We start from the raw sequence: 25,882 nt of genomic DNA, 5'->3' as shown, positions 1-25,882 counted from the left end.
GATTTCTCCTTTACTCTTTGCGCTCCTCTAACACGTGTATGAAGTGTTCAACAATCTTCGGATCAAACTGAGTTCCTGAAGAACGCTTAATTTCAGCGACTGCTTCTTCAGTAGTCATCGCTTGACGATATACACGATCATTTGTCATCGCATCAAAAGAGTCAACCACTGATAAAATACGACAAGCTAATGGAATTTCTTCTCCTTTTAGTTGGTGAGGATATCCTTTGCCGTCCCAGCGTTCATGGTGTGCTAAAATTAAATCTGCTACGCTTTCCAAATCAGCTGTCTCTTGCGCAATCCGGTAACCTACTTCTGGATGACGTTTCATTTCAACCCATTCTTCATCAGTTAAAGCAGACGGTTTTTTCAAGATATTAGCATCAATGCCTACTTTACCGATATCATGAAGCAAAGCAAGTAGTGATAACTCATCCAGTTCCTTTGATGAAAGCTGTAATCTTTGACCGATTGCCAAACAATACTCTTCTAGTCGTTTTGAATGCTCTTCTGTCTCATTACTTTTTTCGTATAACGTTGCTAATAATGTACTAATAATCGCATTACGATAGCTTTTACCATTTAATAATTTTTGTTGATACATATTTTTTTCAGCATCTTGTAATGCCATGGCAATAGATGTTTGGCTATCGGTGCAGGCACAGCCGAAGGACAAACTTAAAGGTAAATTGCTCCCTTCAATAAACACAGTAATATCTTTCAATTGTTTAACTAAATTTTCAGCATCTTGCAAAAGTTTTCCTTTCATCAAGATAACAAACTCATCGCCACCCCAACGAGCAATTAAATCGCGTGAAGAACATGTTTCCTCAAGAATTGTTGCTACTTTTTTCAAAACTAAGTCGCCCGTTTCATGCCCAAAAATATCATTACTAATTTTTAGACCATTTACATCAATCATGATAACGGCTAAAGATTCTTGTTTTTTAGCTAGCTTTACAATCGCATTTTCCATATATTTTCGATTAAATAATCCAGTTAATTCATCATAATAGCTTAAAAACTCAATTTGTCTATGATGTTCTTTTTCTAAACGCATATCATGAAATACCATCACGACACCAAATGTTTTGCCACGCTCTGATTGAATTGGCGCAAAGCTGTTTGTAATCGGGATAACCTCACTGTACCGGTTGATTAATTCCGTGTGATTAGCTAAACCGATTGTTTTGCCTGTAGATAATACTTTTTGAATAGGATTACTCGTTATTTCTCCTGTGTTTTCGTTCTGTAGGTGAACGATATCCGTAAAATACTGATTCTCTACTTCTTCTGTGCTCCAGCCTATTAATTTCTCAGCCACACTATTTAGTCCTGTAATTCGCCCCTGATTATCAGTTGTGACAACACCATCACCGATTGAATTTAATGTGATACGTAAAAATTCTTTTTCTTTGAATAACTCGCTACGATACCATTCCCTATCGGTTGAATCAAATAAAATAACATAAAGAAACTTTTCGACACCATCATCGATTACGGAAGTAGATACATCAAGCAGCTTAATTGATCCATCTGACAGCCGATGAGGGACTGCTAAAAATTCAGTACTGCTTTTTTTCATCTTTTCAAATTGCACATCTAAAACTTTTCGTTCGACTAAATTAAAGTGGGAAATTTCTTTGCCAATCATTTCTTCCCGTGGATAACCAAAATAATTGGTTAGCGCATCGTTTACATCAATAATTCGCCTTGTTTTAATATCAATCGCCGTGCTTAAGACATTATTTTGGCTAAACATCGCTTGTAAACGTGAAGCATAACGTTTATTGCGTATTTGTTCGATTTCTAATCGTCGATTACTAAACAACAACTGTAAAAAAACAATACACGCCACCGATAAAGTAATTAAAATTGCTACAATACTGATGCGAACAATTTCTTTGAAAATTGTTGCTGAACGAAGTAACACGTCTGATCCGCGTACCGATAGAACTAAATACCAATCGTTGATAGTAATCGGCATAGCAGAAACAAAATAAGACGTATTCTTTCTATTAAATATGACACTGCTTACTTTTTTCTCATCATCAATCATTGCATGAATTTGTTCCCTATCTTTTTTCCCAATGACTAAATCAGGAAAGACCTCGTATAAGTTTCCTGTCTCTTTAGCTGCCTTGCTTTCTGACGTATATAAAATGACACCTTGATTATCAATGATACTACTTTGCACATTTTTGTATGTATCATTTGTCATATGCTTAGACAATAACGCAGATAAATCAACTTGTGAATACAAGAAGCCGTGAGTTTTTCCGTCATCCATCAAAGGTGCCACGACATTAATAACATGTCCGTTAGTTGCTTCATTATAAATGGGGTGACTAAAAACAATTTGTCCTTCTCTTAATCTTGCTAGTTCAGCTTTCGTCCCAGCCGGAATAATTTGCAATATATCTGTTTGTTTTTCTAACTTCTGGTATAAAATACGACGCGATGGATTTAACTGATTTTGATGCGCTAAAAAAGCTTTTAATTCATCCGATTGATTATCTTCAAACATATTCATGGCAACCATCAACTCTTTTTTGACACTATCTAGCGACAACTTGAGCCCTTGTACATCATGATGCAGATTCTCAGTTAATGTTTCTTCAATAATTGTATTATATTCTTTATTTAATCGTTTCTTCTCATAAACAAATAGCAGGGAAATAGACACCACAAAAATGAATAGACAAAAAACCATAAAATAAATTGATTCTTTTCTTCCTAAACGCAGGAGTGGTTTCATTTTTCTGCGAAGCTTCTGCATACATTCACCTCCAATGATTTCTTATGAATAGAAACTTATAGTTATAAATTCATTTCTTCACAGACTCTCCTAATAGTTATCGGCTAGTTTATACATTTTTTCAAGTAATTTAATCTTTTTTTGTGCAATTAAATTTACTCGTAACAGGTTGCATTCCTTTATAACAAAAAGATTATAATAAAGATATTGATTTTTTTCAATAAATAACATAAAGAGCAAAAAAAAAGAGCAAACGCTCTTTTTTACTCGCCTAAATCCACATTATGGAAGATTTTTTGGACATCTTCTAAGTCATCTAAGGCATCAATCATTTTTTCAAATTGCGCTAAATCATCACCCGTTAACGCTACTTCGTTTTGAGGAACCATTTCTATTTCAGCAACATTGAAGTTTTCAATGCCTTTTTCTTTTAACGCTTCTTGAATCGTATGGAAGTCATCAGGTTCACCATGTACCATGATTTGTCCTTCATCTTCTTCTACATCACGAACATCAATGTCTTTATCCATTAAATATTCTAAAATTTCATCAGCGTCTGTACCTTCAAAACCAAATAGAGCGGTATTATCAAACATGTATGAAACAGCACCAGATACACCCATGTTCCCACCATTTTTACCGAAAGCGGCACGAACATCCGCTGCTGTACGATTGACGTTATTGGTTAATGTGTCAACAATAACCATTGAACCATTTGGCCCAAAACCTTCATAACGTAATTCAGAGAATTGCTCATCGCCAGACCCTTTGGCTTTTTCAATCGCACGATCAATGATATGTTTTGGTACATTATATGTTTTCGCACGATCAATAACAAATTTTAATTTTTGGTTTGAGTGAGGGTCAGGATCACCTGATTTCGCTGCTGCATAAATCTCAATCCCAAATTTTGCGTAAATTTTACTATTATTCGCATCTTTCGCAGTTTTCTTTGCTACGATATTTGCCCATTTACGACCCATAATCTCACTTCGCTTTCTATTTTTTCTTTCATCAATAATGACGAAATTTGTCCTTTACCATTATACTTTGCCAAAGCCATTCTGTGAAGTATTTTCTTGCAATCAAGACAGACGAATTGGAAATTTCCCGAAATTTTGTTCAACAATTTGCGGTTTACCCATTTGGTAGACTTGATCGCTGCGAATAGCTAATGGATATTTTTCTTCCTCTACTTTGCCAATTTTTGACACAAGCGGTAAAGAAAAGTTCTTTTTTTGTTCTTTCAAATATTGTTGCCCATTCTCAGTAAATCCTAACACATGTAAATAATTCGTTTGCCAGGCCTTTTCAACTTCCTCTTTCGTTAAATTCAATAATACATAGCATAACAAACGCTGAATACGAGTTTGCGTATATCGCTTTGTCTTTATCAATTGAACAAATTCTGCAAAATTAGTTGCTTGATGAACGAACGCTTTCAAACGATATTCCAATCCTTCGACCATTTGATAAATTTTCTGCAAATCTTCAATCGAACTTGTCACAATCCGATATTTTAAAAAGTCCCAATAGTTTTCCCAAGAGACATGATATTGTCTTAAATCATGAGCTGTTTGTTTCGGTACGACATCTGCAATCGAGCGTTCTTGGTAAACCACTTGACGAATGGCCGTCGCACTGGCTATAGTTGACGTTAACTCTGTTGTATGATAACCCGCACCAATTCTAGTCAGTGGCAAGCCACGCATTGGTCTTGGATAATGTGCATTTTCTTGCGCATAACTCAAACCTAGAATATGATTTGGTTGATTACCTGTTAAAACTAATTCAGGATAGATTTGTCGAAAGACTTCAGTCATTTTTTGTGCATAGGTTAACGTCGGGTCACTTAATTGTTGAAAAGAATCATTAATTACGTTTTGGTTATCTACTACAAATTGTCCGAACGCTTGATAATCAAAGTGATCACCTGCATCGGTCCCAAAACAATAACTTTCACATTGCAAGGCTTGCAACAATAAAATACCTCCACGCGCAAAGTAATCTGCGGATTGTAATGACCATTGGATTGGCAATTCAACGACTAAATCTACACCATTTTGCAAAGCTTCTTGCGCCCGCAACCATTTATCAATGATGGCAGGTTCTCCTCGTTGTAAGAAATTTCCACTCATCACAGCAACTACAACCTCTGCTCCTGACAACTTACGAGCTTGCTCTACATGATATTTGTGCCCGTTATGGAAGGGATTATATTCAACAATAATTCCACAAGCTTTCATTGTAGCTCCTCCAACTCAGTTTTACGAAAGCGAACCATCTCACGAATAAGCGTTTCATCAAAAGGCTCTGAATACGGGAACTGCACAGCTCCTTTGGAAAATTTATATTTTGTCAAATTTTCTTTGAACGCAGTAATCACAGTTGGTGTGGGATAAAATCCTAAATGTTTGGTGTTGTCCGCAAAATGCACAACATTTTTTTTCCAGTAAAAAGTCGGCATGCCATACGAAAATTTTTCTGTTGCTTCAGGTAATTCTTCTTTAAGTAGTTGATACATTTTTTTTAAATATTTTTGGTGTTCTTTCGGTGCTTGCGCAATATACTCTATGAACATTTCTGACCTCCTATTCAAAAAAGACCGAGAGAAGTTCTCGGTCTACTTGTGACAGACAAAAAACCAACGACGGCTTTTTTCATTTGGTTCACTATCAATAAAATCTGCACAGACTTCTACGTGTGAGAAGCCGGCATTTTCCAACAATAACAAGTACGTCTCTATTGGATAGGTTCTTTCTCGATGCAACTCGTCTTCACGCATAAAATGCCCATTCTCATCTTCTACAAAGAATGTTAAGAAGTGCTCAATACTATGTGCTTCTTCTCCCTCATAACTATCCCATAAAAAAGCAAATTCTTCTGTCTGGTAATGATAACTATATGAAGGAAACACTTCATCAATCTGATAGATTGAATGAACATCAAAAATAAAGACACCATCTTCTTCTAATATTCGATATACGCCATCAAAAACTTGTTGGACATCCATTTCATTTTCCATATAACAAATCGAATCTGAAAAACAGGTAATCGCTTCATACGTTCCCACATCTGATAAATCAAGCATATCCCCTTCAACAAATTGAATAGCGACTTCAGCTTCTTCCGCACGTCCACTAGCAATCATCAGCATTTCTTCTGACAAGTCAAGCGCCGTCACATCGAAACCATTTTTAGCAAATTCAACAGCCAAGGCACCCGTCCCACAGGCTAATTCTAAAATTTGTTTTCGTTCATCTAAATGTCGTAATGAAAAATCTAACCAGCGTTGATACAAACTAGTATCCATTACTTCATCATAGACGAACGCAAAAGTTTCATAAGACATAATTACTCAACAATCCATTCGCTAATATCAGCTAATGGTGCATCTGACCAAAGTTTTTCAAGATTGTAAAAGTCACGTTCTGTATTACTGAAGACATGAACAATGACATCGCCTAAATCGATTAAAATCCACTTTGCACCATCTTTTCCTTCGACCCGTTTAACTTCAACTTGTGCTTTTTCTTCTTGTTCAATGATATCTTCTACAATCGCTTTAATTTGACGTTCGCTATTTCCTGAACAAATCACAAAGTAATCCGCTAATAATGAAATTTCACGAACATCTAAGGCAATAATATCTTCTGCATGTTTTGAATCAGCTGCGCGAACAGCGATTTCTAAAATTTGTTTACTTTCTATGATAATTCCCTCCATGGTTACTTTTTCGCAACCCATTTATTATATGTTTCTAGTGTTTTTGGATAAATCGGCACTTCTTTTTCAACAAGATAGGCCAAAGTATGCTTTGTTTCATAAGCAACCGCTGCGTCTAAATCAACAATTGCAAGTTCACGTGCTTGTTCTACACCAGGAAAATTACGACCCGGTTCGATATAATCGGCTACATAAATAATTTTATCAAGCAAAGACATTTCTGCTGCACCTGTTGTATGCACCCGCATCGCTTGTAAAATTTCTTCGTCATCAATGCCTAATTCACGCTGAACTAAATTGGCACCGACTAAACCATGCCAAATCTCATTCCCCCAATGCAATAAATCCAAATCAAAACCTTCTTTACGAATAGTTTGCTGGAATTCTTCATCTGGGCGTTCTTTTGCGTAATCATGGACAAGTGCTGCAATACTTGCTTTTTCAATCGATGCACCGTACTTCCCAGCTAACGCAATCGCTGCTTCTTCTACGCCTAACACATGTCGAAAACGTTTTTCGCTCATTTGCATTTGTACTTTTTGGATAAGCAATTCCCGATCAAGTTCTGTGTAAATCTCACTATTATTCATTTAGGTACAGCCCCTTTTCTTGAATATAGTGTACCACATTTGATGGAACGAGGTAATTCACAGAACATCCTTGGGTAATTTTTTTACGAATATCTGTTGAACTAACATCCATTAAAGGTACATCAATCCAGATAATCGGATACGGTGTTTCTACTGGATAATGCGGGCGACGAACGCCGACAAACTGAATCATCTGCATTAATTCGTTAATTTTATACCATTTAGGTAAATATTCAACCATGTCTCCACCGATAATAAAGAAATAATCAGTATCTGGATTTTTTTCCATCAGCAATTTGATAGTATCATACGTATAGCTTTTTCCTTCGCGTTGTAACTCAATCGTTTCAATCGCTAGTTGTTCATTGCCTTCGATAGCTAACTCGAGCATCTTCACACGATGAACAGCATCAATTGTCTTTTTTTCGTCAATATGGGGAGGCTGATTAGACGGCATTAATAATACCTTTTCTAATCCCAATGCTTTCCCTACTTGATCGGCGGTAATGAGATGCGCAATATGAACAGGATTGAATGTCCCTCCAAGAATTCCTACTTGTTTGCGCTTTGATGTAAGAACTGGCTCCATTTCAGTCAGTGTTTGTACACGAAATGATTCACCTTGCAACTCAAAAACCTCCTTTGATTAGATTGAACGAACTTGTGTTGACACTTTTTGGTATTTTTCTTTTGATGATGGCTTGAAGACTACTAAGACACGTCCAATAATTTGAACAACTTGACATCCTAGCGCTGCTTCTAATTCTTCAGCAACATCTTCAGCTACCTCATCAGTATTTTGTAGTAATGATACTTTAATCAATTCACGTTTTTCTAACGCTTCACCAATTTGAATAATCATCGCTTCGTTGACGCCACCTTTACCAATTTGAAAAATCGGTTGTAAATGATGTGCTTCGCTACGTAAAAAACGTTTTTGTTTGCCTCTTAATTCCATCTTTTTTCTCCTTCTAAATCAATGCTTTTCTTCTTAGAACGTCCACACCTTTTGGCGCCCAACCAGCAACAACTCCTGGTTTTGTGACAGTAATCCAACCAAGTCCAGCAAAGACAATATCTGTTTTTTCTTTAATTGAAAATTCAAAACGCACAAATTCTGGAAACTCTGTCGTTTCATTAGGACGTGGCGGTTGCAATAATCCACCTACATGTTTTTCATAAAAGGCATCTGCCTTTTCTAATTTGGTACGATGAATATCAACATCATTCGACACATAAGCAATAAATGAACTGCGCTCACCTTGGATAAAGTCAAAACGCGCCAATCCACCTAAAAATAGTGTTTGTTCTGGATTTAATTGATAAGATTTAGGTTTAATTTCTTTTTGCGGTGCAATAATTTTTAAATCCTTTTTCCCAAGATAATGTGCCATTTGATGACGATGAATAATTCCTGGCGTATCAATTAAATAATGACCATCCTCTAATGGAATCTCAATTTTATCAAGCGTTGTTCCAGGGAAACGAGAGGTAGTAATTAATTCTTGAACGCCTGCAGTATGACGAATAATTTGGTTAATCAAGGTTGATTTTCCAACATTGGTTACACCTACAACATAGACGTCACGTCCTTCACGATATTTCTCAATTAGTGCTAGTAAATCTTCCATTTCGCCTGATTTCTTTGCACTTGTTAGTAAAATATCAACTGGACGTAAACCTGCTTCATGTGCACGTTCACGCATCCATTGAGTTAATTTTGATTTTTTCAATGATTTTGGTAAGATATCGACTTTATTTCCTACCAATAACACTGGATTATTACCTACAAAACGATGCAAACCAGGAATTAGCGAACCGTTAAAATCAAAAATATCCACAACATTCACGATTAGCGCTTCTTCTTGCCCCAATCCATTGAGCAATCGTAAAAAGTCATCATCAGTCAATGAAACATCTTGAATATCGTTGTAGTGTCGCAAGCGAAAACAGCGTTGGCAATAAACCTCTTCTGTTTCAATGCCTTTCTCTAATGCAGCTTTAGGCGTGTAACCTAAAGCATCTTTATCTTCGGTCTGAATCGTCACACCACAACCGATACATTGAATTGCTTCTGTCATTGTAATTCACCTTGCCATTTCATTTCAGGATGTTTTTTTAAAAGTTTTTTCATAATTTTTTTCTCTAAAAAGCGGTTCATTTTCGTTTTCCAGCTATCTGTATTGACAACGGGCTTTACCAAAATACTTTTAATTCCAGCTCGATTGGCAGCACGGATATCTGTCATAATTTGATCGCCGACCATCACCACTTCATTTTTATCTACATTTAATTCACGATAAGCCTTGTTAATCCCTCTTGATAATGGTTTCAAGGCACGAGCAACGTACGCTAAGTCAAATACTTCTACAGCGCGAGCAACGCGTTCTGCATTATTATTCGACACCACCACGACAGGAATGTCCGCTTCTTTCATTATCTCTAACCAAGCACGCAACTCTTCTGTGCCGTCAGGATTATTCCACGCAATTAACGTGTTATCTAAATCCGTCAAAACAGCTTTAATGCCATGCTTTTTCAATTGTTCAGGAGTCACTTTATAAATCGCATCGACCATCCAAGTGGGTTTGTAATTTGAAAACATAATTTCTCCTCTTAGTCAAAAAATGAAGGAGTACGACACTGTACTCCTCAACCGTTGATTATACAATAAAATACACAGAAATAAAAGGTTTCTACTTATTTCTTATAATAAAATTCTGGCAAATGAAATTGTTGTTGATTTTCAAACGCAAATCCAACTTGGAACAACAAATCTTCTCGTCCTTTGGATGCCATAAATTGAATTCCTAAAGGCATCCCTTCTTTCGTAAGATGTGTGGGTAAACTAATTGCTGGTTGCCCAGTTAAATTAGCTAATTGCGTATAGGGCGATAAAGTCAAACTTTTTTCAAACATCTCATACACCGTCTCTGCAGCATCTTGCGTTGATAATTCTTCCATCCGTGATAATTTTTCACGAATCGTATCACTTTGTAAATCGGTTTGAATGTTAGGTGCCGTATGAGCTGTCGCTGGTGATAAAAACAAGTCAAAAGATTCAAACAACTGCTCCATTTGATAGGCTGCCAAATCCCATTCTTGTAAAGATTGAACATAACTTGCTGCCGGTAATTTTTTACCATATTGATAAATGCCCCATGTCATCAATTCCATATCTTCTTTTGTCACTTCTCTTTGCAACAACGTTGAAATTTCGTCAAACATTGAAGCAGTCTCGGCACCATTCATTTGATAATAATTTCGAATCAAACTTGCGCCATTAACAGGATAAGGGACTTCGACAACCTCATGTCCTTGGGCAATCAGGAATTGAATGGCATCCGCTACAGCTTGTTCCGCCTCTTGAGAAACGTTACTACCTACCGGAGAAGTTGAACAAAAAGCAATTTTGAGTTTCTTATTACTCGCTTGCTGATGTCCCCACTCTGCTTGAGGTGCTTGATATGGTGCAGCTGCTTCTGTTCCTCGCATCGCATAAAACAGTGTTTGCGTGTCACGCATTGATACAGTCAGCGCAAATGAAATTGACGCTCCTTGCCAACCACGCCAACCAGAAGGCCCTACTGGCATTGTCCCACGTGTAGGTTTCAAGCCGATTAAGCCATTAAATGATGCGGGTATACGAATAGAACCCCCACCATCACTTGCCGTAGCAATTGGAAACATTCCCGAAGCTACTGCTGCTGCAGCCCCACCACTCGAACCGCCTGATGAACAAGTCACATTCCAAGGATTTCTCGTATGACCATAAATCTGTGCATCTGTCACATTTTTAAAGCCAAATTCTGGTGCTGCAGTTTGCCCAATTGGAATCAAACCATTTTGTTCAATGCGCTGCACAAAATGACTAGTTGATTGCGACCGTTGCGTTTCAAATAAGCGACTTCCTGATGTTGACAACCAACCTTTTTTTGAATGACCAAGCATTTTTAAAGGAATCGGTAAACCACCAAAGAGGGTTTGCTCAAGACCTTCTGTTTGTTCGTATTGTTCAATTGCAGCTTGCTTTTCAAATGTTACTAATGCATTCAGAGTTGGATTGTAGTCATTGATTCGTTGCTCTAACTCTTGTACATATTCTGAAAACGAAATTTTTCTTGTTTTTAACTGTTCTGCCCAATATAATCCGTCATTTATCATGTCCTTCACCTCTGTTCAGTTGTACCATATTTTTATTATTTCTTCTAGCTTCAGCTCATACTCAATATGTATATTTAAGCTTATTAAGAATATTTTATGTATATTTATGCTTTTATCATTGCTTAATATTTTGTTTTCTGATAAGATTACTTCATAAAATTAAAAGTGAGGGATTGCATAAATATGAAAGAAAAGGTTATTTTAGCATATTCAGGAGGTTTAGATACCTCCGTTTCAGTAAAATGGTTGGTTGACGAAGGATACGATGTAATTGCTTGTTGTTTAGATGTGGGAGAAGGTCGCGACACGGAGGCGATTCGTCAAAAAGCATTGGATGTCGGCGCTAGTGAGTCTTATGCCATTGATGCACGTGAAGAATTTGCACAAGATTTTGCGTTGATTGCTTTGCAAGGAAATACGTTCTATGAAAACTCATACCCACTCGTCTCTGCGCTGTCTCGACCATTAATTTCTAAAAAATTAGTAGAATTAGCGCATGAAACCAATGCCACCACTATTGCTCATGGCTGTACCGGGAAAGGAAACGACCAAGTGCGGTTTGAAGTCGCTATCGCTGCTTTAGACCCTGCCCTAAAAGTCATTGCCCCAGTTCGTGAATGGAAATGGTCTCGTGAAGAAGAAATTGCCTATGCAAAAGAAAAAGGCGTTCCTATTCCTGCTGATTTGGATAACCCTTATTCAATTGATCAAAACTTATGGGGACGCGCATGTGAATGTGGCGTTTTAGAAGACCCATGGGCGACTCCGCCAAAAGGAGCATATGCCTTAACCAAAGAATTAGAAGAAACTCCTGATCAAGCAGACATCATCGAAATTACTTTTGCTAAAGGTGTTCCTGTTGCGTTAGATGGCAAAGAAATGAATCTTTCCACATTAACTGCTGAATTAAATACTCTAGCAGGCAATCATGGGATTGGTCGTATTGACCATATTGAAAATCGACTTGTTGGGATTAAATCCAGAGAAGTTTATGAATGCCCCGGAGCTATGACATTAATGACTGCTCATAAAGAGTTAGAAGATTTGGTTTTCGTGCGAGAATTAGCGCATTTCAAACCAATTATCGAACAACAATTAGCACAAATTATTTATAACGGTTTATGGTTCAACCCATTAACCGATGCCTTAATCGCTTTCTTAAAGAGCACACAACAATATGTAAATGGTGTTGTTCGTGTGAAATTATTTAAAGGAAATATCATCTGTGAAGGACGGAAATCAGCAAATAGTTTATATGATGAAAATCTAGCTACTTACACTTCTGCGGATACATTTGACCAAGATGCAGCAGTTGGCTTTATTAAATTGTGGGGACTTCCAAGTAAAGTTCACGCAGAGATTCAAGCCGCACAAAAAGACTAACGGAGGACGTGCCATGAAAAAACTTTGGGGTGGCCGTTTCGATGGAAAAAACGAAGATTGGATTGATGCGTTTGGCGCATCAATCTCCTTTGATCAAGCATTAGCCAAACAAGACATCCAAGGCAGTTTAGCCCATGTCAAAATGTTAATGCATACAAAAATTCTTTCGCAATCAGACGGTGAAGCCATTATAACAGGCTTAAAAACGATTCAACAAAAACTAGCAAATAATGAGTTGGAATTTACCATCCAAAATGAAGATATTCATTTGAATATCGAATCGTATTTACACGATGAAATTGGACCGGTGGCAGGTAAACTCCATACCGGCCGTTCACGTAACGATCAAGTTGCAACCGATATGCATCTTTATTTAAAAGAGCATGTCTTAGAAATTATCGAAAAGGTACGGGAATTACGAACAGTTCTCGTCGAAAAAGCTACAGAAAACATCGAAACAATTATGCCTGGGTATACACATTTACAACACGCACAACCCATATCATTTGCGCACCATTTGATGGCTTATTATCAAATGCTTACTCGTGATGAACAACGACTAACGGAAAATTTACAACGGATTGATTGCTCGCCTTTAGGTGCAGCTGCACTCGCTGGTACCACCTTCCCTATTGACCGAGAATTTTCTGCAAATGAATTAGGGTTCAGTTCAATTTATGCGAACAGCTTAGATGCTGTTAGTGATCGTGATTTCATCTTGGAATTTTTAAGTAACTCATCCATTTTGATGATGCACCTTTCCCGTTTTTGCGAAGAACTTATTTTATGGTGTAGCCATGAATTTCAATTTGTCCAACTCTCAGATACTTTTTCGACTGGCAGCTCAATCATGCCTCAGAAAAAAAATCCAGATATGGCTGAATTAATTCGGGGCAAAACCGGACGTGTTTATGGTGATTTATTTGGTTTATTAACGGTGATGAAAGGTTTACCTTTGGCCTACAATAAAGACTTTCAAGAAGATAAAGAAGGCATGTTTGATACGGTAGAAACAGTTAGCAAAAGTCTTTCGATTATGTCTGGTATGATTGCAACCATGCAAGTCAATCAGCAACACATGCTTGAATCTACCGAAAAAGATTTCTCAAATGCCACTGAATTAGCTGATTACTTAGCCAACAAAGGAATCCCTTTTAGAGAAGCACATGAAATTGTAGGTAAACTCGTCTTCTCTTGCATTCAGAGAGGCATTTATTTGCAAGATGTTTCATTGGATGAATACCAAGCAATTACACCTGTCATCACCTCTGATTTATACGAGAAATTAACCTCAAAAGCAGCTGTTCAAAATCGCCATTCACTTGGAGGAACAGGATTTGAACAAGTCGAAAAGCAAATAATCAACGCAAAAAAAATCCTACAAAAAGAAGCATCAAGATGAGCTTACTCGTCTCGATGCTTCTTTTACTTCCATGGTAAATCAATGGATAATTGCTTGGTAAATTCTTTGTATTCTGCACGCTCTGCTAGTCTTTGTGCACGGCGTTTTTCGTAACCCCCACAGACTAAATGTTCTTCTTCTGTTTCAGGAACAACTTTAGGTACTGTAAATTCTGTTTCCTCATTCATATGAGAAGCAACTGCAACAAACGTTGTAAAACAAGTCGCTGCTAAATACCGCTCACCTGTGACTAAATCTTCACCGATGACTTTTACGAATACTTCCATCGACTTGTGATGTGCACCAGAAATATAAGACTCCACGCACACCGAATGATTACTATGCAATGGTTTTAGAAAATTCAGTTGATCAAGTGAGGCTGTGACTGCCCCACGACGACAATGTCTCGTCACCGAGATTGATGCCGCATCATCAATTAACGTCATTAACTTTCCACCAAATAAAAAACCAAATGGATTCAAATCAAATGGAAAAATCCGATGCGTTTGAATAACTTTTGAGTGACGGCAATAATTAAATTCTTCCATAATGTTCCCCCTATTTTCCTTTATTTTATCATATTTTTTCAAAATAAAAATACACCTTTACTGAAAAATAAAGATGTATTTCTGCTAGTTATCTGCGATATCCCTTGCCTAATTTTTTCTCCCATACTTTCAAAAGCTGCGACGTCGAAAAGGTTAAGATAAAATAAATCCCTGCGGCTACATACAATGGTTTTAATGGAATAAAGGCAGAGGTTGTGACGATTTGTGCGCTATTCATTAATTCGTAAATACCGATTGTCGATAACAAAGAAGAATCTTTAATTAAGACGATAAACTCATTACCTAATGGTGGTAAAACGTTCCGTAATGCTTGCGGTAAAATAATATAACGCATCGTTTGTGATTTGTTCAGACCTAGCGCACCTGAAGCTTCAAACTGTCCCGCATCTACGGCATTAATACCACCGCGGACAATTTCCGCCACATAGGCACCTGAATTTAAAGACAAAGCGATAATTCCTGGTAGCAAGCGTCCAAAGTCAATATCTAACACGCCAATTGCCACGACTGGCAAAGAAAAGAAATTGCGTAACAGCCCCATGCTAATTAATATCTGTACCAACATCGGTGTACCACGTAATACTTCAATATAAATATTAGCTAGCCATCGAAATGGTCGGATGGACGAAATCTTCATCAACGCAAAGACCAATCCCAAAATTGTTCCGAAGATAATCGTCACAATAGAAATGATTAATGTGACCAATGTTCCCGAAATAAAATAGTTGTAATAATCAAGTAGAAAAGAATAATCCATTAGTAACCCACCTTTTATTTCGCTGCATTTTCATTTGCTAAATCGGTATTTTTTTGGACAAATTCAGCTATTTTTCCGTCGTCAATTAATTTTTGTAACCCTTCATTCAATGCTTCTTGTAATTCAGTACTCCCTTTTGGCAAGGCAATTGCATAGGCTTCATCTTCAGAAGTAACTAATTCAACTTCGGCAATCGCTAAGTCATCGTTTTGTCCCACATAAGATTCAGCAACCGCACTTTCTAAAACAAGCGCATCAATTGTTCCTTGTTTGATTTCAATCACCAAGTTAGGTACTTTTGGTATTGAAACAATTTGTGAATCTGGTAATTGATCTGTGACAATCGATTCTTGAATAGACCCTTTTTGGGCACCAACTTTTTTACCTTCTAAATCATCTATGGTTTTGTATGTGTCTAAGTTATCTTTATGCACAACGACTTTTTGTTCAGGCAAGAAATAATTCATGGTAAAGTCGACCGATTTTTTTCTTTCTTCGGTTGCTGAAATACCAGAAACGGCAATATCAACTTGCTTTTGGTCTAACGCTGCTAACACAGCATTAAATTCCATATCGACAAATTGGACCTCATCAATGCCAATTTCTTCTGCTAAAGCATTAACCATGTCAATATCTGCTCCCACAATTGTATCTTTCCCATTAATCATTGTATGAAATTCAAAGGGTGCAAAATCAGCCGATGTTCCTACTTTTAGGACACCCTCTTGTTTAATTTTTTCTAATTGATTGCTTGCGGATACCTCTGTAGAACTCTCTGAATTCTTCGTGCCACTATTTCCACACGCACCTAAAACCATCATACCAACAATAATACTTGTTAACCCCCATACTTTTTTCATAAATGAAATCTCCTTTATAATATTTATACAAAATTAATAGTTTTTTTAATTATATATGCATAATAACACAAATTTATTTATAATAAAAGACTAAATATGCATTTTATTTAATAAATTGTATTTTTATAACTAGTTAAGAATCCCTCTCCGGAAAGAAAGCGTTTCCCTTTGACAGAATGGCTATTTTTAATGATAATAAAGAAAAAAGGAGGAATCATTATGTCTACCATGGTTTTTGTGAACTTTCCAGTTAAAGATGTTGCTGCGTCTACTGTTTTTTATGAAAAATTAGGATTTAAAAAGAATGATGACTTTTCAGATGAACGAACTAGTTGCATGGTGTGGGATGATAATTTTTTTATCATGTTATTGGATCATTCCTTCTACAAATTATTTATCAAAGACAAGACAATTGCTGACACAAAAACACAAAGTGCTGCATTAATTGCTTTTAGTTTAGGCAGTGCTGATGAAGTGAAAAAGTTCGGTAAACTCGCAGAAGAAAGCGGCGGAACGGTTTACTCTGTAGATATGGGGATTCCAGAAGATCAAATGTTTGGCTTAGAAGTACAAGATTTAGACGGTAATATGTTAGAACCAAACTGGATGGCAATGTAATGAAATAAAAAAAGCCTTGTACTTGAGTATTATAACTCATAGTGCAAGGCTTTTTTGTTGCTTAGTATTTTCTAAAACGTTGGTAACGAGCTTCTAGCAATTCCGATACATCTTTTGCTGACAATTCTTTCAATTTACGAATTAAGTCATCTTTTAAGCGTTTGATAATTGCAGCTTCTGCAATTTTTTCTCCACGGAATGTTTCTGGAATAACACGTTCCACAATGTTCAATTCTTTTAATTCTTTGGCCGTAATTTTCATCAATTCAGCCGCTTCTTTGGCACGACTTCCGTCTTTCCATAGAATCGAAGCAAATCCTTCCGGTGATAGTACAGCATAAATGGAATGTTCCATCATCCACACTTCATCTCCAAGCCCTAAAGCTAATGCACCACCACTACCACCTTCACCAATCACAATTGCAATAATCGGTACTTTTAAATCAGACATTTCTAGTAAGTTACGAGCAATCGCTTCGCCTTCTCCACGTTCCTCTGCACCGATACCACAAAATGCTCCTGCTGTATTGATAAACGTAATCACTGGACGTTTAAATTTTTCTGCTTGTTTCATTAGTCGCAACGCTTTACGATACCCTTCCGGATGCGGTGAACCAAAATTACGTTTTAAATTTTCTGGAAGGTTACGGCCTTTTTGAATACCGATAACTGTTACTGGCTTGTCGTCTAATAAAGCGACTCCCCCAACAACAGCTTCATCATCTGCAAACAGGCGATCTCCATGAAATTCTTGGTAATCGTCAAAGAGGCGTTCAAAGTAGTCCAAAGCCGTTAAACGCTCTTTTGCGCGAGCTAGTTGAACAATCTCGTGTGCACTACTCATGATTTTGCCACCCCTTCATCGTATGCATACGTACTAAGTCATATATGCGTTCTCTTAATTCAGTTCGTGGAACAATTTGATCCACAAAACCATGTTCTAGCAGAAACTCTGCTTTTTGGAAATCATCTGGTAGTTCTTGTTTGATGGTCTGTTCAATCACACGTCGACCTGCAAAACCAATCAATGCTTGTGGCTCGGCTAAAATAATATCGCCTTCCATCGCAAAGCTTGCTGTTACACCACCAGTTGTTGGATCTGTTAAAACAGTTAGGTAAAATAGGCCCTGATTACTATGTCGTTTGACTGCTGCAGAAATTTTAGCCATTTGCATTAAAGAAAAAATTCCTTCTTGCATTCTAGCCCCTCCAGAAGCAGTAAATAAGACAACTGGTAAGCCTTGTTCGGTCGCTTTTTCAAACAAGCGCGTGATTTTTTCACCGACAACCGTTCCCATACTTCCCATAATAAAGTGTGAATCCATAATACCTAAAGCAATCGATTCTCCTAGAACAGTTGCTTTTCCTGTTAAAACAGCTTCGTGTAGTTGCGTTTTTTCACGCATTTGCTCAATCTTTTCTTTATACTTTGGGAAATCCAATGGGTCTTCTGTTTCGACATCTGTATCCCATTCTTCAAAACTTCTTTCATCAATAGTCAACGAAATTCGTTCCCAAGCGGTTATACGGAAATTATACCCACAGTTAGGGCAGACTTTCTCTGCCCCAATTTCTTTTGTATAAAGTGTATGCTTGCAACTTGGACATTTTGCCCACATATTGTCCGGGACAGAAGGTTCATTCGTTGGCGTTGTTGGACGATTTGGATTAATTCGAATATAATCCTTTTTCTTTTTGAATAATGCCATGTTTTCCCCTCCTAAACTTCAGGCGTCCAATTTGGTAAAAATTCTTCTTGTAAAAAGGCCGTGCTGTAATCCCCCGCAATAACATTAGGATGACTGATTAAATCTAATTGGAATTCAGCATTTGTAACCACACCATCTGTAACTAGCTCACTTAGTGCACGTTGCATTTTCATCAATGCATCAAAACGAGTGTTGCCGTGTACAATGACTTTTGCAATCATTGAATCATAGTAAGGTGGGATTGTGTAGCCTGAATACATCGCACTATCAACACGAATCCCCATGCCACCAGCTGGCAACAATAAATTACTAATTGTACCTGGCGATGGTGCAAAATTAAAGGCTGGGTTTTCAGCATTAATTCGGCATTCAATTGCATGTCCAGTCATTTTAATCTCTTCTTGTTTTAGACCTAATGGTTCACCACTAGCAATCTCTAGTTGTTTCTTCACTAAATCAACACCGGTTACCATTTCTGTAATGGGATGTTCTACTTGAATACGAGTATTCATTTCCATGAAATAAAAGGCACCAGATTCATCCATCAAGAACTCAATTGTTCCAGCATTTTCATAATTAACTGCTTTGGCTGCACGGACAGCCGCCATGCCAATTTCTTGACGTTTATCTTCAGAAATAACGACAGAAGGTGATTCTTCTAGCACTTTTTGGTTATTTCTTTGTAAAGAGCAGTCACGTTCACCTAAATGAATGACATTTCCAAAACTGTCACCTAAAATTTGGACTTCGATATGACGCGCAGGATAAACAATTTTCTCAATATACATATCATCGTTACCAAAAGCAGCTTTTGCTTCTTGTTGGGCAGAAGAAAAATGTTGTGGTAATTCGTCTTTTGTCAATACTTTACGAATTCCTTTTCCTCCACCACCAGCAGCAGCTTTTAGCATCACTGGATAACCAATTTCATCTGCAATTGTTAATGCTTCTTCAACATCCGCAACTGCGCCTTCGCTTCCAGGAATGACCGGTACTTTCGCATCAATCATTAATTTACGCGCATTGATTTTGTTCCCCATATCATCAATCGTTTTACTTTTAGGTCCAATAAACGTAATATTGCATTCTTCGCACATTGAAGCAAATCGGCTATTTTCGGATAAGAAACCGAATCCAGGGTGAATTGCTTCAGCTTTCGTGACGATAGCTGCACTTAAAATTTGTTGTACATTTAAATATGAATCTGTTGCTTTAGCAGGTCCGATACAAATTGCTTCGTCTGCTAATTCAGTGTGTAGGGCATTTCTATCAGCTTCAGAATAAACTGCTACTGTACGGACACCCAATTCGCGACATGCGCGAATGATTCTCACCGCAATCTCTCCACGGTTTGCAATTAATATCTTTGAAAACATATGTCACCTATCCAATCATGAAGGTTAATTCAGCTTCGGCTACTTTTTTGCCGTCCACTTTTGCAATACCTTTACCAATACCAGCATTTGCTTTAACTTTAATAATTTCTACTTCTAAAATCAGTGTATCACCTGGTGTTACTTTTTTACGGAATTTGGCTTTATCAATGCCACCAAAGTAAGCTGTTTTGCCACGGAATTGTTCTAACGATAATAGTGCAACTGCACCTGCTTGTGCCATCGCTTCAACAATCAATACACCTGGCATTACAGGTTCATGTGGAAAATGTCCTTGGAAGAATGGTTCATTAATTGTCACATTTTTCTTAGCAACAACTCGTTCACCATCAACTAATTCTTCCACACGATCAATCAATAACATCGGATAACGATGAGGAATAATCTCTTTAATTTCTTGAATATTCATTACAGACATATTTACCCTTCTTTCACAATAAACAATGGTTGGTTAAATTCAACCACTTGTTCATTTTCTACTAAAACTTCAACAATTTCTCCTGAAACATCACTTGTAATTTCGTTCATGACTTTCATCGCTTCAACGATACAAACAACGTCTCCTTTTGCCACATGGTCACCAACTTGCTTGAATGTTGGTTTATCTGGGCTTGGTTTTAAATAAGCCACCCCAACTAATGGCGAAACAATTTCTGTTCCAGCTACAACCGGTTTTTGTTCTGTCGTTTCAACTACTGGAGCTGGCTGTACTGTTTGTGCAACAGGTGCTGCAGCTACTGGTTGTGGTTGTGCAACTGTTTCTACCTGTGTTGTTTGTGCACGTGACATGCTATTTTTATTTAAATATAATTCGAAACTACCATCTTTTAGATTAAATTCAGTTAGAGTGGATTGATCAAAAAGAGTAAGTAAATCTTTTATTTCATTCAAGTCCATTCTTATGCCTCCCAACGTTTCATTAAAATAACTGCATTGTGTCCACCAAAACCTAGTGAATTACTCATAGCATAAGTTAATTCGGCTGGTTTGCTCTCGTTTATCACAACGTTTAAGTCAATATCTGGATCTTGCTCTGTTACATTAATATTTGGTGGAATAAATTGGTGTTGCAACGCTAATAAGGTAGCAACTGCTTCAACTCCACCGGCAGCACCTAATAAGTGACCTGTCATTGATTTTGTACTACTTACATAAGTTTCTTTGTAACTATCTCCTAAACCATAACGAATTGCTGTCGCTTCTGACACATCATTGGCTGGTGTACTTGTCCCATGCGCATTGATGTAGCCAACTTCTGTCGGTTGAATATCTGCTTCAGTCATTGCTAATTTCATTGCTTTACCTGCACCTGAACCATCAGGATTTGGTGCTGTCATATGGTAAGCATCACAATTTGCGCCATAACCAACTACTTCACCAAGAATATTGGCACCGCGAGCTAATGCATGATCCAATGATTCTAACAATAGAACACCCGCTCCTTCACCCATAACAAAGCCACTGCGGTTTTTGTCAAATGGTGTTGATGCTTTATCAGGATCAGCTTCTGTCGTTAAAGCTGTTAATGAAGCAAAACCAGCAATACCAATTTCACAAATTGTTGCTTCTGCCCCACCAGCTAACATAACATCTGCATAACCATGCTTAATGTTACGGAACGCTTCACCTACTGAATGTGTACCAGAAGCACAGGCAGTCACTGTTGTTGTACAGATTCCTTTTGCGCCGACACGTAATGCAATATTTCCTGCAACCATGTTGACGATAGACATTGGCACGAACATTGGTGATACACGTTTTGGACCTTTCTCATTCATGCGTGTTACTTGATCTTGAATAGTTGGTAAACCACCAATACCTGAACCAACCATTACACCAAAACGATCAGCATCAATCGCATTTGTATCTAATTTTGCCATTTCAATCGCATCTAACGCTGCATGAATTCCATACAATGAAAACTCATCCATCCGCTTCGTATCTTTTTTAACGAAATATTTTTCTAATGGAAAATCTTTGACCTCTCCTGCAACTGAGATTCCTGTTGCTTCTGCGTCAAATTTAGTGATTGGACCAATTCCGTTGGTTCCTTCTTTTAAACTAGATAAAAATGTTTCCGGGTCGTTCCCAATTGGAGAAACCACACCGTATCCTGTGACTACTACTCGATTCATAATTTTTTCTCCTCTCTTAACCGTGCATGACCAAACCACCGTCAACATTAATTACTTGACCAGTGATATATGGGCTTTTTGCTAAGAAAATAGCCGTTTGCGCAACATCTTCTACATTGCCAAAACGTTGCAATGGAATACTTTGTGTTACTTGTTCTTTTACCTTATCTGATAAGACTTCTGTCATATCTGTTTGAATAAAGCCAGGGGCAATTGCATTGCAGGTAATCCCTCTTGGAGCCACTTCTCTAGCAACCGATTTAGTAAAACCAACCACACCTGCTTTACTTGCTGCATAATTGGCTTGGCCAGCATTCCCCATCAAACCAGAAACGCTTGATAAATTGATAATCACGCCTTCACGCTGTTTCAACATTTTTTTCATCACTTGTTGTGTCATATTAAATGTGCCAGTTAAGTTGATTTTTAACACTTGTTCAAAATCTGTTTCTGTCATGCGTAATAATAATTTATCATTAGTAATTCCAGCATTATTGACAAGTACATTGACTGGTCCTAATTGATCTTCTGTTGCTTTAATCATTTCACCTGCATTCGCAAAGTCAGAAATATCACCAGAGACACCGATACATTTCACGCCATAACTTTCAATTTCAGCAATTAATTCTTTTGAAATTTCACTACGCCCATTTAATACAATATTTGCGCCTTCTTTTGCAAAAGCTTTTGCGATTTCTAAACCAATCCCTCGCGTACTACCAGTAACAAAAACCGTTTTATTTTTTAATTCCATACTGTCCTCCTAGGATAATACTGCCTCAGTCTCTTGTAGCGTCTTACTGTCTTCTACGCGAGACATAACTAATGTTTTGTCAATTTTTTTAATGAATCCTGAAAGAACTTTTCCAGGTCCAATTTCAACAATTCGTTCAATGCCTAATTCTTTCAGTGTATCTACACTCTCATAGAAACGAACAGGTGACATAACTTGTCGTTCTAATAAATCTTTTATTTCTGTTTGGTTCATTACTTGTGCCGTTGTATTGCTAATCACCGGTACATTCATTTCTTTAAAGGTCACTGTTTCTAGTACTTCTTTTAAGTTTTCTGCTGCGGTTTTTAGCAATGCTGTATGGAATGGTCCACTCACATTTAGTGGTATCATACGTTTTGCCCCTGCTTCTTTTAATCGTTCCACGGCATCGTCAACTGCTGAAACTTCTCCTCCAATAACAATTTGTTGAGGTGTATTGTAATTTGCTGGAGAAACAATTCCCAATGAGCTTGCTTCTTCGCAAACTTTTTCAATTGTTTCAACAGGTGTATTCATGACTGCAACCATTTTTCCTGTTCCTGCAGGTGCTGCATTTGCCATAAACGCGCCTCTTTTAGCAACGAGTGCCACAGCATCCTCAAAGTCTAGCGCACCACTAGCAACTAAGGCTGTGTATTCACCTAGACTCAATCCAGCAACGGCATCTGCGTGATAACCTTTGGATTCTAATAAGCGCCAAAAAGCCACACTAACTGTTAAAATTGCTGGCTGCGTATATTCAGTTTGATCTAATTTTTCATTTTCAGTAAAACATAATTCTGCCATGTCATAGCCTAGAACTTTACTTGCTTGCGCAAATGTATCACGAACAATCGCTTCTTGTTCGTATAATTCTTGTCCCATGCCAACATATTGCGCACCTTGGCCGCTAAATAAAAAAGCTGTTTTCATGTTTATCTCCTCTAAATGTCTCTTTTTAATCAACGAATTGATTTCATTTGTTTGTATAAATCACTTAATTTTTTATTTGGTTTTCGTTGGAGATACGTATTCGAAATATCTAATCAACTTTCCTATATAAGGAAAGGCTAGGCTTTTGGCCCAGCCTCAAAAATTAAGCTTGTTGTTGTTCTACGTATTTCACTAAGTCGCTAACAGTTTTGATACCGTCTTCTACTTCGATTTTTACATCAAATTCATCTTCAATTTCATTGATGATTTGGAATAAGTCTAAGCTATCTGCTTCTAAATCTTCTTGAATGTTTGTTGTTAATTGAATTTCATCTTTCTCTTTACCTAATTCTTCTGCTACGATTTCTTGAATTTTTTCGAATACCATGTTTATATTCCTCCAATAATGTTTTTTAATTTTATATAACTACAGATTATAAGGTGATGATCATGGAACCCCATGTCAATCCGCCACCAAAACCTGAAAGTATCACTTTTTGATTGTTTCCTAATGTTAAAGTACCATCTGCAACGGATTCATCCAATAAGATAGGAATTGTTGCACCAGATGTATTGCCATATTTATCCATGTTTTGTAAAAATTTTTCGCGAGGTGCTTTAACTTTTCTCGCAATTTTATCTAAAATACGAGAATTTGCTTGATGTAGTAGAAAGTAGTCAATTGTCTCGCCTTCAATTAGTTCAGCAATTGCGGCGGCAACATCTCTTGTCGCAAAGTCAAAGATATCTCTACCAGCCATTGTTAAACAAGTTGTTTGTCCAGTTGTCGAATGACCATAAGGATTTTTATTCTCCTTATAACCAGAAGTCAATGACATACCTCTTGTTCCGTCAGCACGCAAGCTTTCTTTCAAGATATGTGGTTGGTCGCTTGCTTCTAACAATACGCCACCTGCACCATCTCCAAACAAGACAGCTGTTGTTCGGTCTTCCCAATCTAATACTTTAGAAAGAACCTCGCCTCCGATGATTAAGCCTTTCTTAGCTCCTGTACGAATAATTTTTTCGCCCATAGATAACGCATAAACAAAACCTGCACAGGCTGCACTTAAGTCGAAAGCAAATGCACGACTTGCTCCAACGGCTCCTTGTACCATACAAGCAACAGAAGGTGAGTTATAGTCTGGGGACATTGTTGCGACAATAATGAAATCTATTTCTTCTGGAGATGTGTGGCTTTTCTCAAGTAATTGATTGGCCACTTTAATACACAAATCCGAAGTATTTTCATCTGTTGCAATATGTCTGGTTTTGATTCCTGTACGAGAATAAATCCATTCATCACTAGTATCCATAATTTCTGCTAATTGATCATTGGATACTACTTTTTCAGGGACGTAACTCGCAGTTGCTGTAATTTGTCCAAAATTTGTCATACTTATACGCTCACTTATATTCTTGTAAGAAATAATGAAGATTATCCAACGCTTTAAGTAACGCTGTCTGCTCATCATCTTCCATATTCTTCAAAATTTCCCGAATCATTTGACTGTGAAAATGTTGATGAACACGAAAAAGTAACTTTCCTTTTTTTGTCAAACCTAATTTGACTACACGACGATCGTCTTCACTACGAATTCGTTCGACGTATCCTTTTTTCACTAAACGATTGATTGCAATGGTTAATGTACCAACTGTAATCGAAAGTTCTTTTGCAACCTCAGAAGTTGTCTTTTTTTTATACATACCGATTGCTTCAATCGTATGCATTTCAGTAATCGAAAGATCATTAAATTGCGATTTTTTTAGTTCTGATTCCTCGATAACTAAAATGTCATTAAAGACATCTACCAATAAGTTATTAATTCTTTCAAAGTTGGGTTTCATTGTTCCACCATCCGAATAGTTTGATTATCAAATCTTTTGACTATCAAACTATAATTTAAAATCAAAAAAAATGCAACCCTATTTTTGTGTTTTTTTCATTTTACATGTAATTTTCAAGGGATTCGATACATTTTTCAAGCCAAATATACTTTGACTTTCAAACAATTTTACCATATTCTTCTATTTTTTGCATAAAAAAATCTGAACAAGCGTATTTTTCGGTTATTTTTTTAAATTTCTATTAAGTAAATTCGCTTTTTTCCTTATTTTCTGCTATCTTCA

The 25,882-nt window shown here is 37.2% G+C and carries 29 protein-coding genes; 3 read left to right on the top strand and 26 right to left on the bottom strand.

Going from position 1 to position 25,882, the window contains the following annotated elements; genetic code table 11:
* Positions 1–10: 10 nt before the first annotated feature.
* From BAU17_RS09130 to BAU17_RS09075, 12 genes are all read right to left on the bottom strand, one after another.
* Positions 11–2,779 (bottom strand): HD domain-containing phosphohydrolase, encoded by a 2,769-nt coding sequence (locus BAU17_RS09130; RefSeq protein WP_161902511.1) that lies wholly within the window; start codon positions 2,777–2,779, stop codon positions 11–13.
* A gap of 242 nt (positions 2,780–3,021) precedes the next feature.
* Positions 3,022–3,741 carry a YebC/PmpR family DNA-binding transcriptional regulator gene (locus BAU17_RS09125; protein WP_161902510.1) on the bottom strand — a complete coding sequence of 240 codons (720 nt, stop codon included), beginning with the start codon at positions 3,739–3,741 and terminating at the stop codon, positions 3,022–3,024.
* Positions 3,742–3,843: 102 nt separating this feature from the next.
* Positions 3,844–5,004 carry a nucleotidyltransferase gene (locus tag BAU17_RS09120; protein WP_161902509.1) on the bottom strand — a complete coding sequence of 387 codons (1,161 nt, stop codon included), beginning with the start codon at positions 5,002–5,004 and terminating at the stop codon, positions 3,844–3,846.
* The gene (locus tag BAU17_RS09115; protein WP_161902508.1) at positions 5,001–5,339 is read right to left on the bottom strand and encodes an iron chaperone; all 339 of its coding nucleotides are present in this window, start codon (positions 5,337–5,339) and stop codon (positions 5,001–5,003) included. The genes BAU17_RS09120 and BAU17_RS09115 overlap by 4 nt, the downstream gene beginning before the upstream one ends.
* 42 nt (positions 5,340–5,381) lie before the next feature.
* Positions 5,382–6,110: a class I SAM-dependent DNA methyltransferase gene (locus BAU17_RS09110; RefSeq protein ID WP_161902507.1), complete on the bottom strand. Its 729-nt coding sequence runs from the start codon at positions 6,108–6,110 to the stop codon at positions 5,382–5,384.
* Positions 6,111–6,112: 2 nt separating this feature from the next.
* Entirely contained in the window at positions 6,113–6,484 is a 372-nt protein-coding gene (gene rsfS, locus BAU17_RS09105; protein ID WP_202622307.1) for a ribosome silencing factor, read from the bottom strand.
* Positions 6,485–6,486: 2 nt separating this feature from the next.
* The gene (gene yqeK, locus BAU17_RS09100; protein ID WP_161902505.1) at positions 6,487–7,074 is read right to left on the bottom strand and encodes a bis(5'-nucleosyl)-tetraphosphatase (symmetrical) YqeK; all 588 of its coding nucleotides are present in this window, start codon (positions 7,072–7,074) and stop codon (positions 6,487–6,489) included.
* Positions 7,067–7,663, bottom strand: coding sequence for a nicotinate-nucleotide adenylyltransferase (locus tag BAU17_RS09095; protein WP_202622310.1), 597 nt, complete (start codon positions 7,661–7,663; stop codon positions 7,067–7,069). Before BAU17_RS09095 ends, yqeK begins: the two co-directional genes overlap by 8 nt.
* 57 nt (positions 7,664–7,720) lie before the next feature.
* Complete coding sequence (gene yhbY / locus BAU17_RS09090) at positions 7,721–8,032, bottom strand: ribosome assembly RNA-binding protein YhbY (RefSeq protein ID WP_161902503.1); 312 nt, start codon at positions 8,030–8,032, stop codon at positions 7,721–7,723.
* 13 nt (positions 8,033–8,045) lie between these two features.
* The gene (yqeH, locus tag BAU17_RS09085) at positions 8,046–9,155 is read right to left on the bottom strand and encodes a ribosome biogenesis GTPase YqeH (RefSeq protein ID WP_161902502.1); all 1,110 of its coding nucleotides are present in this window, start codon (positions 9,153–9,155) and stop codon (positions 8,046–8,048) included.
* A complete protein-coding gene (locus BAU17_RS09080) occupies positions 9,152–9,679 on the bottom strand; it encodes a YqeG family HAD IIIA-type phosphatase (protein WP_161902501.1) in 528 nt (175 codons plus the stop codon). The genes yqeH and BAU17_RS09080 overlap by 4 nt, the downstream gene beginning before the upstream one ends.
* Before the next feature lie 95 nt (positions 9,680–9,774).
* On the bottom strand, positions 9,775–11,235 hold the full coding sequence (locus BAU17_RS09075; RefSeq protein ID WP_202622309.1) for an amidase: 1,461 nt from the start codon (positions 11,233–11,235) through the stop codon (positions 9,775–9,777).
* Positions 11,236–11,421: 186 nt separating this feature from the next.
* Between BAU17_RS09075 and BAU17_RS09070 the strand changes: the two genes are divergently transcribed.
* Positions 11,422–12,621, top strand: coding sequence for an argininosuccinate synthase (locus tag BAU17_RS09070; protein ID WP_161902499.1), 1,200 nt, complete (start codon positions 11,422–11,424; stop codon positions 12,619–12,621).
* Between the two features lie 13 nt (positions 12,622–12,634).
* The gene (argH, locus tag BAU17_RS09065; protein ID WP_161902498.1) at positions 12,635–14,023 is read left to right on the top strand and encodes an argininosuccinate lyase; all 1,389 of its coding nucleotides are present in this window, start codon (positions 12,635–12,637) and stop codon (positions 14,021–14,023) included.
* A gap of 23 nt (positions 14,024–14,046) precedes the next feature.
* On the opposite strand, the gene BAU17_RS09060 is transcribed toward argH, so the two are convergent.
* The 3 genes from BAU17_RS09060 to BAU17_RS09050 all read right to left on the bottom strand — a co-directional run bounded on the left by BAU17_RS09060 (position 14,047) and on the right by BAU17_RS09050 (position 16,209).
* Positions 14,047–14,571 carry an acyl-CoA thioesterase gene (locus tag BAU17_RS09060; RefSeq protein WP_161902497.1) on the bottom strand — a complete coding sequence of 175 codons (525 nt, stop codon included), beginning with the start codon at positions 14,569–14,571 and terminating at the stop codon, positions 14,047–14,049.
* 88 nt (positions 14,572–14,659) lie between these two features.
* Complete coding sequence (locus BAU17_RS09055) at positions 14,660–15,349, bottom strand: amino acid ABC transporter permease (RefSeq protein ID WP_161902496.1); 690 nt, start codon at positions 15,347–15,349, stop codon at positions 14,660–14,662.
* Between the two features lie 14 nt (positions 15,350–15,363).
* Positions 15,364–16,209: a transporter substrate-binding domain-containing protein gene (locus BAU17_RS09050; protein WP_161902495.1), complete on the bottom strand. Its 846-nt coding sequence runs from the start codon at positions 16,207–16,209 to the stop codon at positions 15,364–15,366.
* Between the two features lie 219 nt (positions 16,210–16,428).
* On the opposite strand from BAU17_RS09050, the gene BAU17_RS09045 reads away from it, so the two are divergent.
* Complete coding sequence (locus BAU17_RS09045; protein WP_161902494.1) at positions 16,429–16,827, top strand: VOC family protein; 399 nt, start codon at positions 16,429–16,431, stop codon at positions 16,825–16,827.
* A gap of 61 nt (positions 16,828–16,888) precedes the next feature.
* Here the strand turns inward: BAU17_RS09045 and BAU17_RS09040 are convergent, their stop codons facing one another.
* From BAU17_RS09040 to fabT, 11 genes are all read right to left on the bottom strand, one after another.
* The gene (locus BAU17_RS09040; protein ID WP_233706760.1) at positions 16,889–17,671 is read right to left on the bottom strand and encodes an acetyl-CoA carboxylase carboxyl transferase subunit alpha; all 783 of its coding nucleotides are present in this window, start codon (positions 17,669–17,671) and stop codon (positions 16,889–16,891) included.
* Positions 17,664–18,536, bottom strand: coding sequence for an acetyl-CoA carboxylase, carboxyltransferase subunit beta (accD, locus tag BAU17_RS09035; RefSeq protein WP_161902493.1), 873 nt, complete (start codon positions 18,534–18,536; stop codon positions 17,664–17,666). Before accD ends, BAU17_RS09040 begins: the two co-directional genes overlap by 8 nt.
* A gap of 11 nt (positions 18,537–18,547) precedes the next feature.
* Positions 18,548–19,912, bottom strand: a complete 1,365-nt coding sequence (locus tag BAU17_RS09030; RefSeq protein ID WP_161902492.1) for an acetyl-CoA carboxylase biotin carboxylase subunit — start codon at positions 19,910–19,912, stop codon at positions 18,548–18,550.
* 7 nt (positions 19,913–19,919) lie between these two features.
* A complete protein-coding gene (gene fabZ / locus BAU17_RS09025; RefSeq protein ID WP_202622308.1) occupies positions 19,920–20,339 on the bottom strand; it encodes a 3-hydroxyacyl-ACP dehydratase FabZ in 420 nt (139 codons plus the stop codon).
* Positions 20,340–20,350: 11 nt separating this feature from the next.
* Complete coding sequence (gene accB, locus BAU17_RS09020) at positions 20,351–20,827, bottom strand: acetyl-CoA carboxylase biotin carboxyl carrier protein (RefSeq protein WP_161902490.1); 477 nt, start codon at positions 20,825–20,827, stop codon at positions 20,351–20,353.
* 2 nt (positions 20,828–20,829) lie between these two features.
* Positions 20,830–22,065 carry a beta-ketoacyl-ACP synthase II gene (gene fabF, locus BAU17_RS09015; RefSeq protein ID WP_161902489.1) on the bottom strand — a complete coding sequence of 412 codons (1,236 nt, stop codon included), beginning with the start codon at positions 22,063–22,065 and terminating at the stop codon, positions 20,830–20,832.
* 16 nt (positions 22,066–22,081) lie between these two features.
* On the bottom strand, positions 22,082–22,819 hold the full coding sequence (gene fabG / locus BAU17_RS09010) for a 3-oxoacyl-[acyl-carrier-protein] reductase (RefSeq protein ID WP_161902488.1): 738 nt from the start codon (positions 22,817–22,819) through the stop codon (positions 22,082–22,084).
* A gap of 9 nt (positions 22,820–22,828) precedes the next feature.
* The gene (gene fabD, locus BAU17_RS09005; protein WP_161902487.1) at positions 22,829–23,752 is read right to left on the bottom strand and encodes an ACP S-malonyltransferase; all 924 of its coding nucleotides are present in this window, start codon (positions 23,750–23,752) and stop codon (positions 22,829–22,831) included.
* A 163-nt stretch (positions 23,753–23,915) separates the two neighbouring features.
* Positions 23,916–24,140 (bottom strand): acyl carrier protein, encoded by a 225-nt coding sequence (locus BAU17_RS09000; protein ID WP_161902486.1) that lies wholly within the window; start codon positions 24,138–24,140, stop codon positions 23,916–23,918.
* A 46-nt stretch (positions 24,141–24,186) separates the two neighbouring features.
* Entirely contained in the window at positions 24,187–25,149 is a 963-nt protein-coding gene (locus BAU17_RS08995) for a beta-ketoacyl-ACP synthase III (RefSeq protein ID WP_161902485.1), read from the bottom strand.
* Positions 25,150–25,159: 10 nt separating this feature from the next.
* Positions 25,160–25,600 (bottom strand): fatty acid biosynthesis transcriptional regulator FabT, encoded by a 441-nt coding sequence (fabT, locus tag BAU17_RS08990; RefSeq protein ID WP_161902484.1) that lies wholly within the window; start codon positions 25,598–25,600, stop codon positions 25,160–25,162.
* Positions 25,601–25,882: the final 282 nt, after the last annotated feature.

It is taken from the genome of Candidatus Enterococcus willemsii (assembly GCF_009933335.1).
Lineage (GTDB): Bacteria > Bacillota > Bacilli > Lactobacillales > Enterococcaceae > Enterococcus_F > Enterococcus_F willemsii.
Note: the sequence above shows the minus strand (reverse complement) of the source record. Positions and strands in the feature narration are given on the sequence as shown.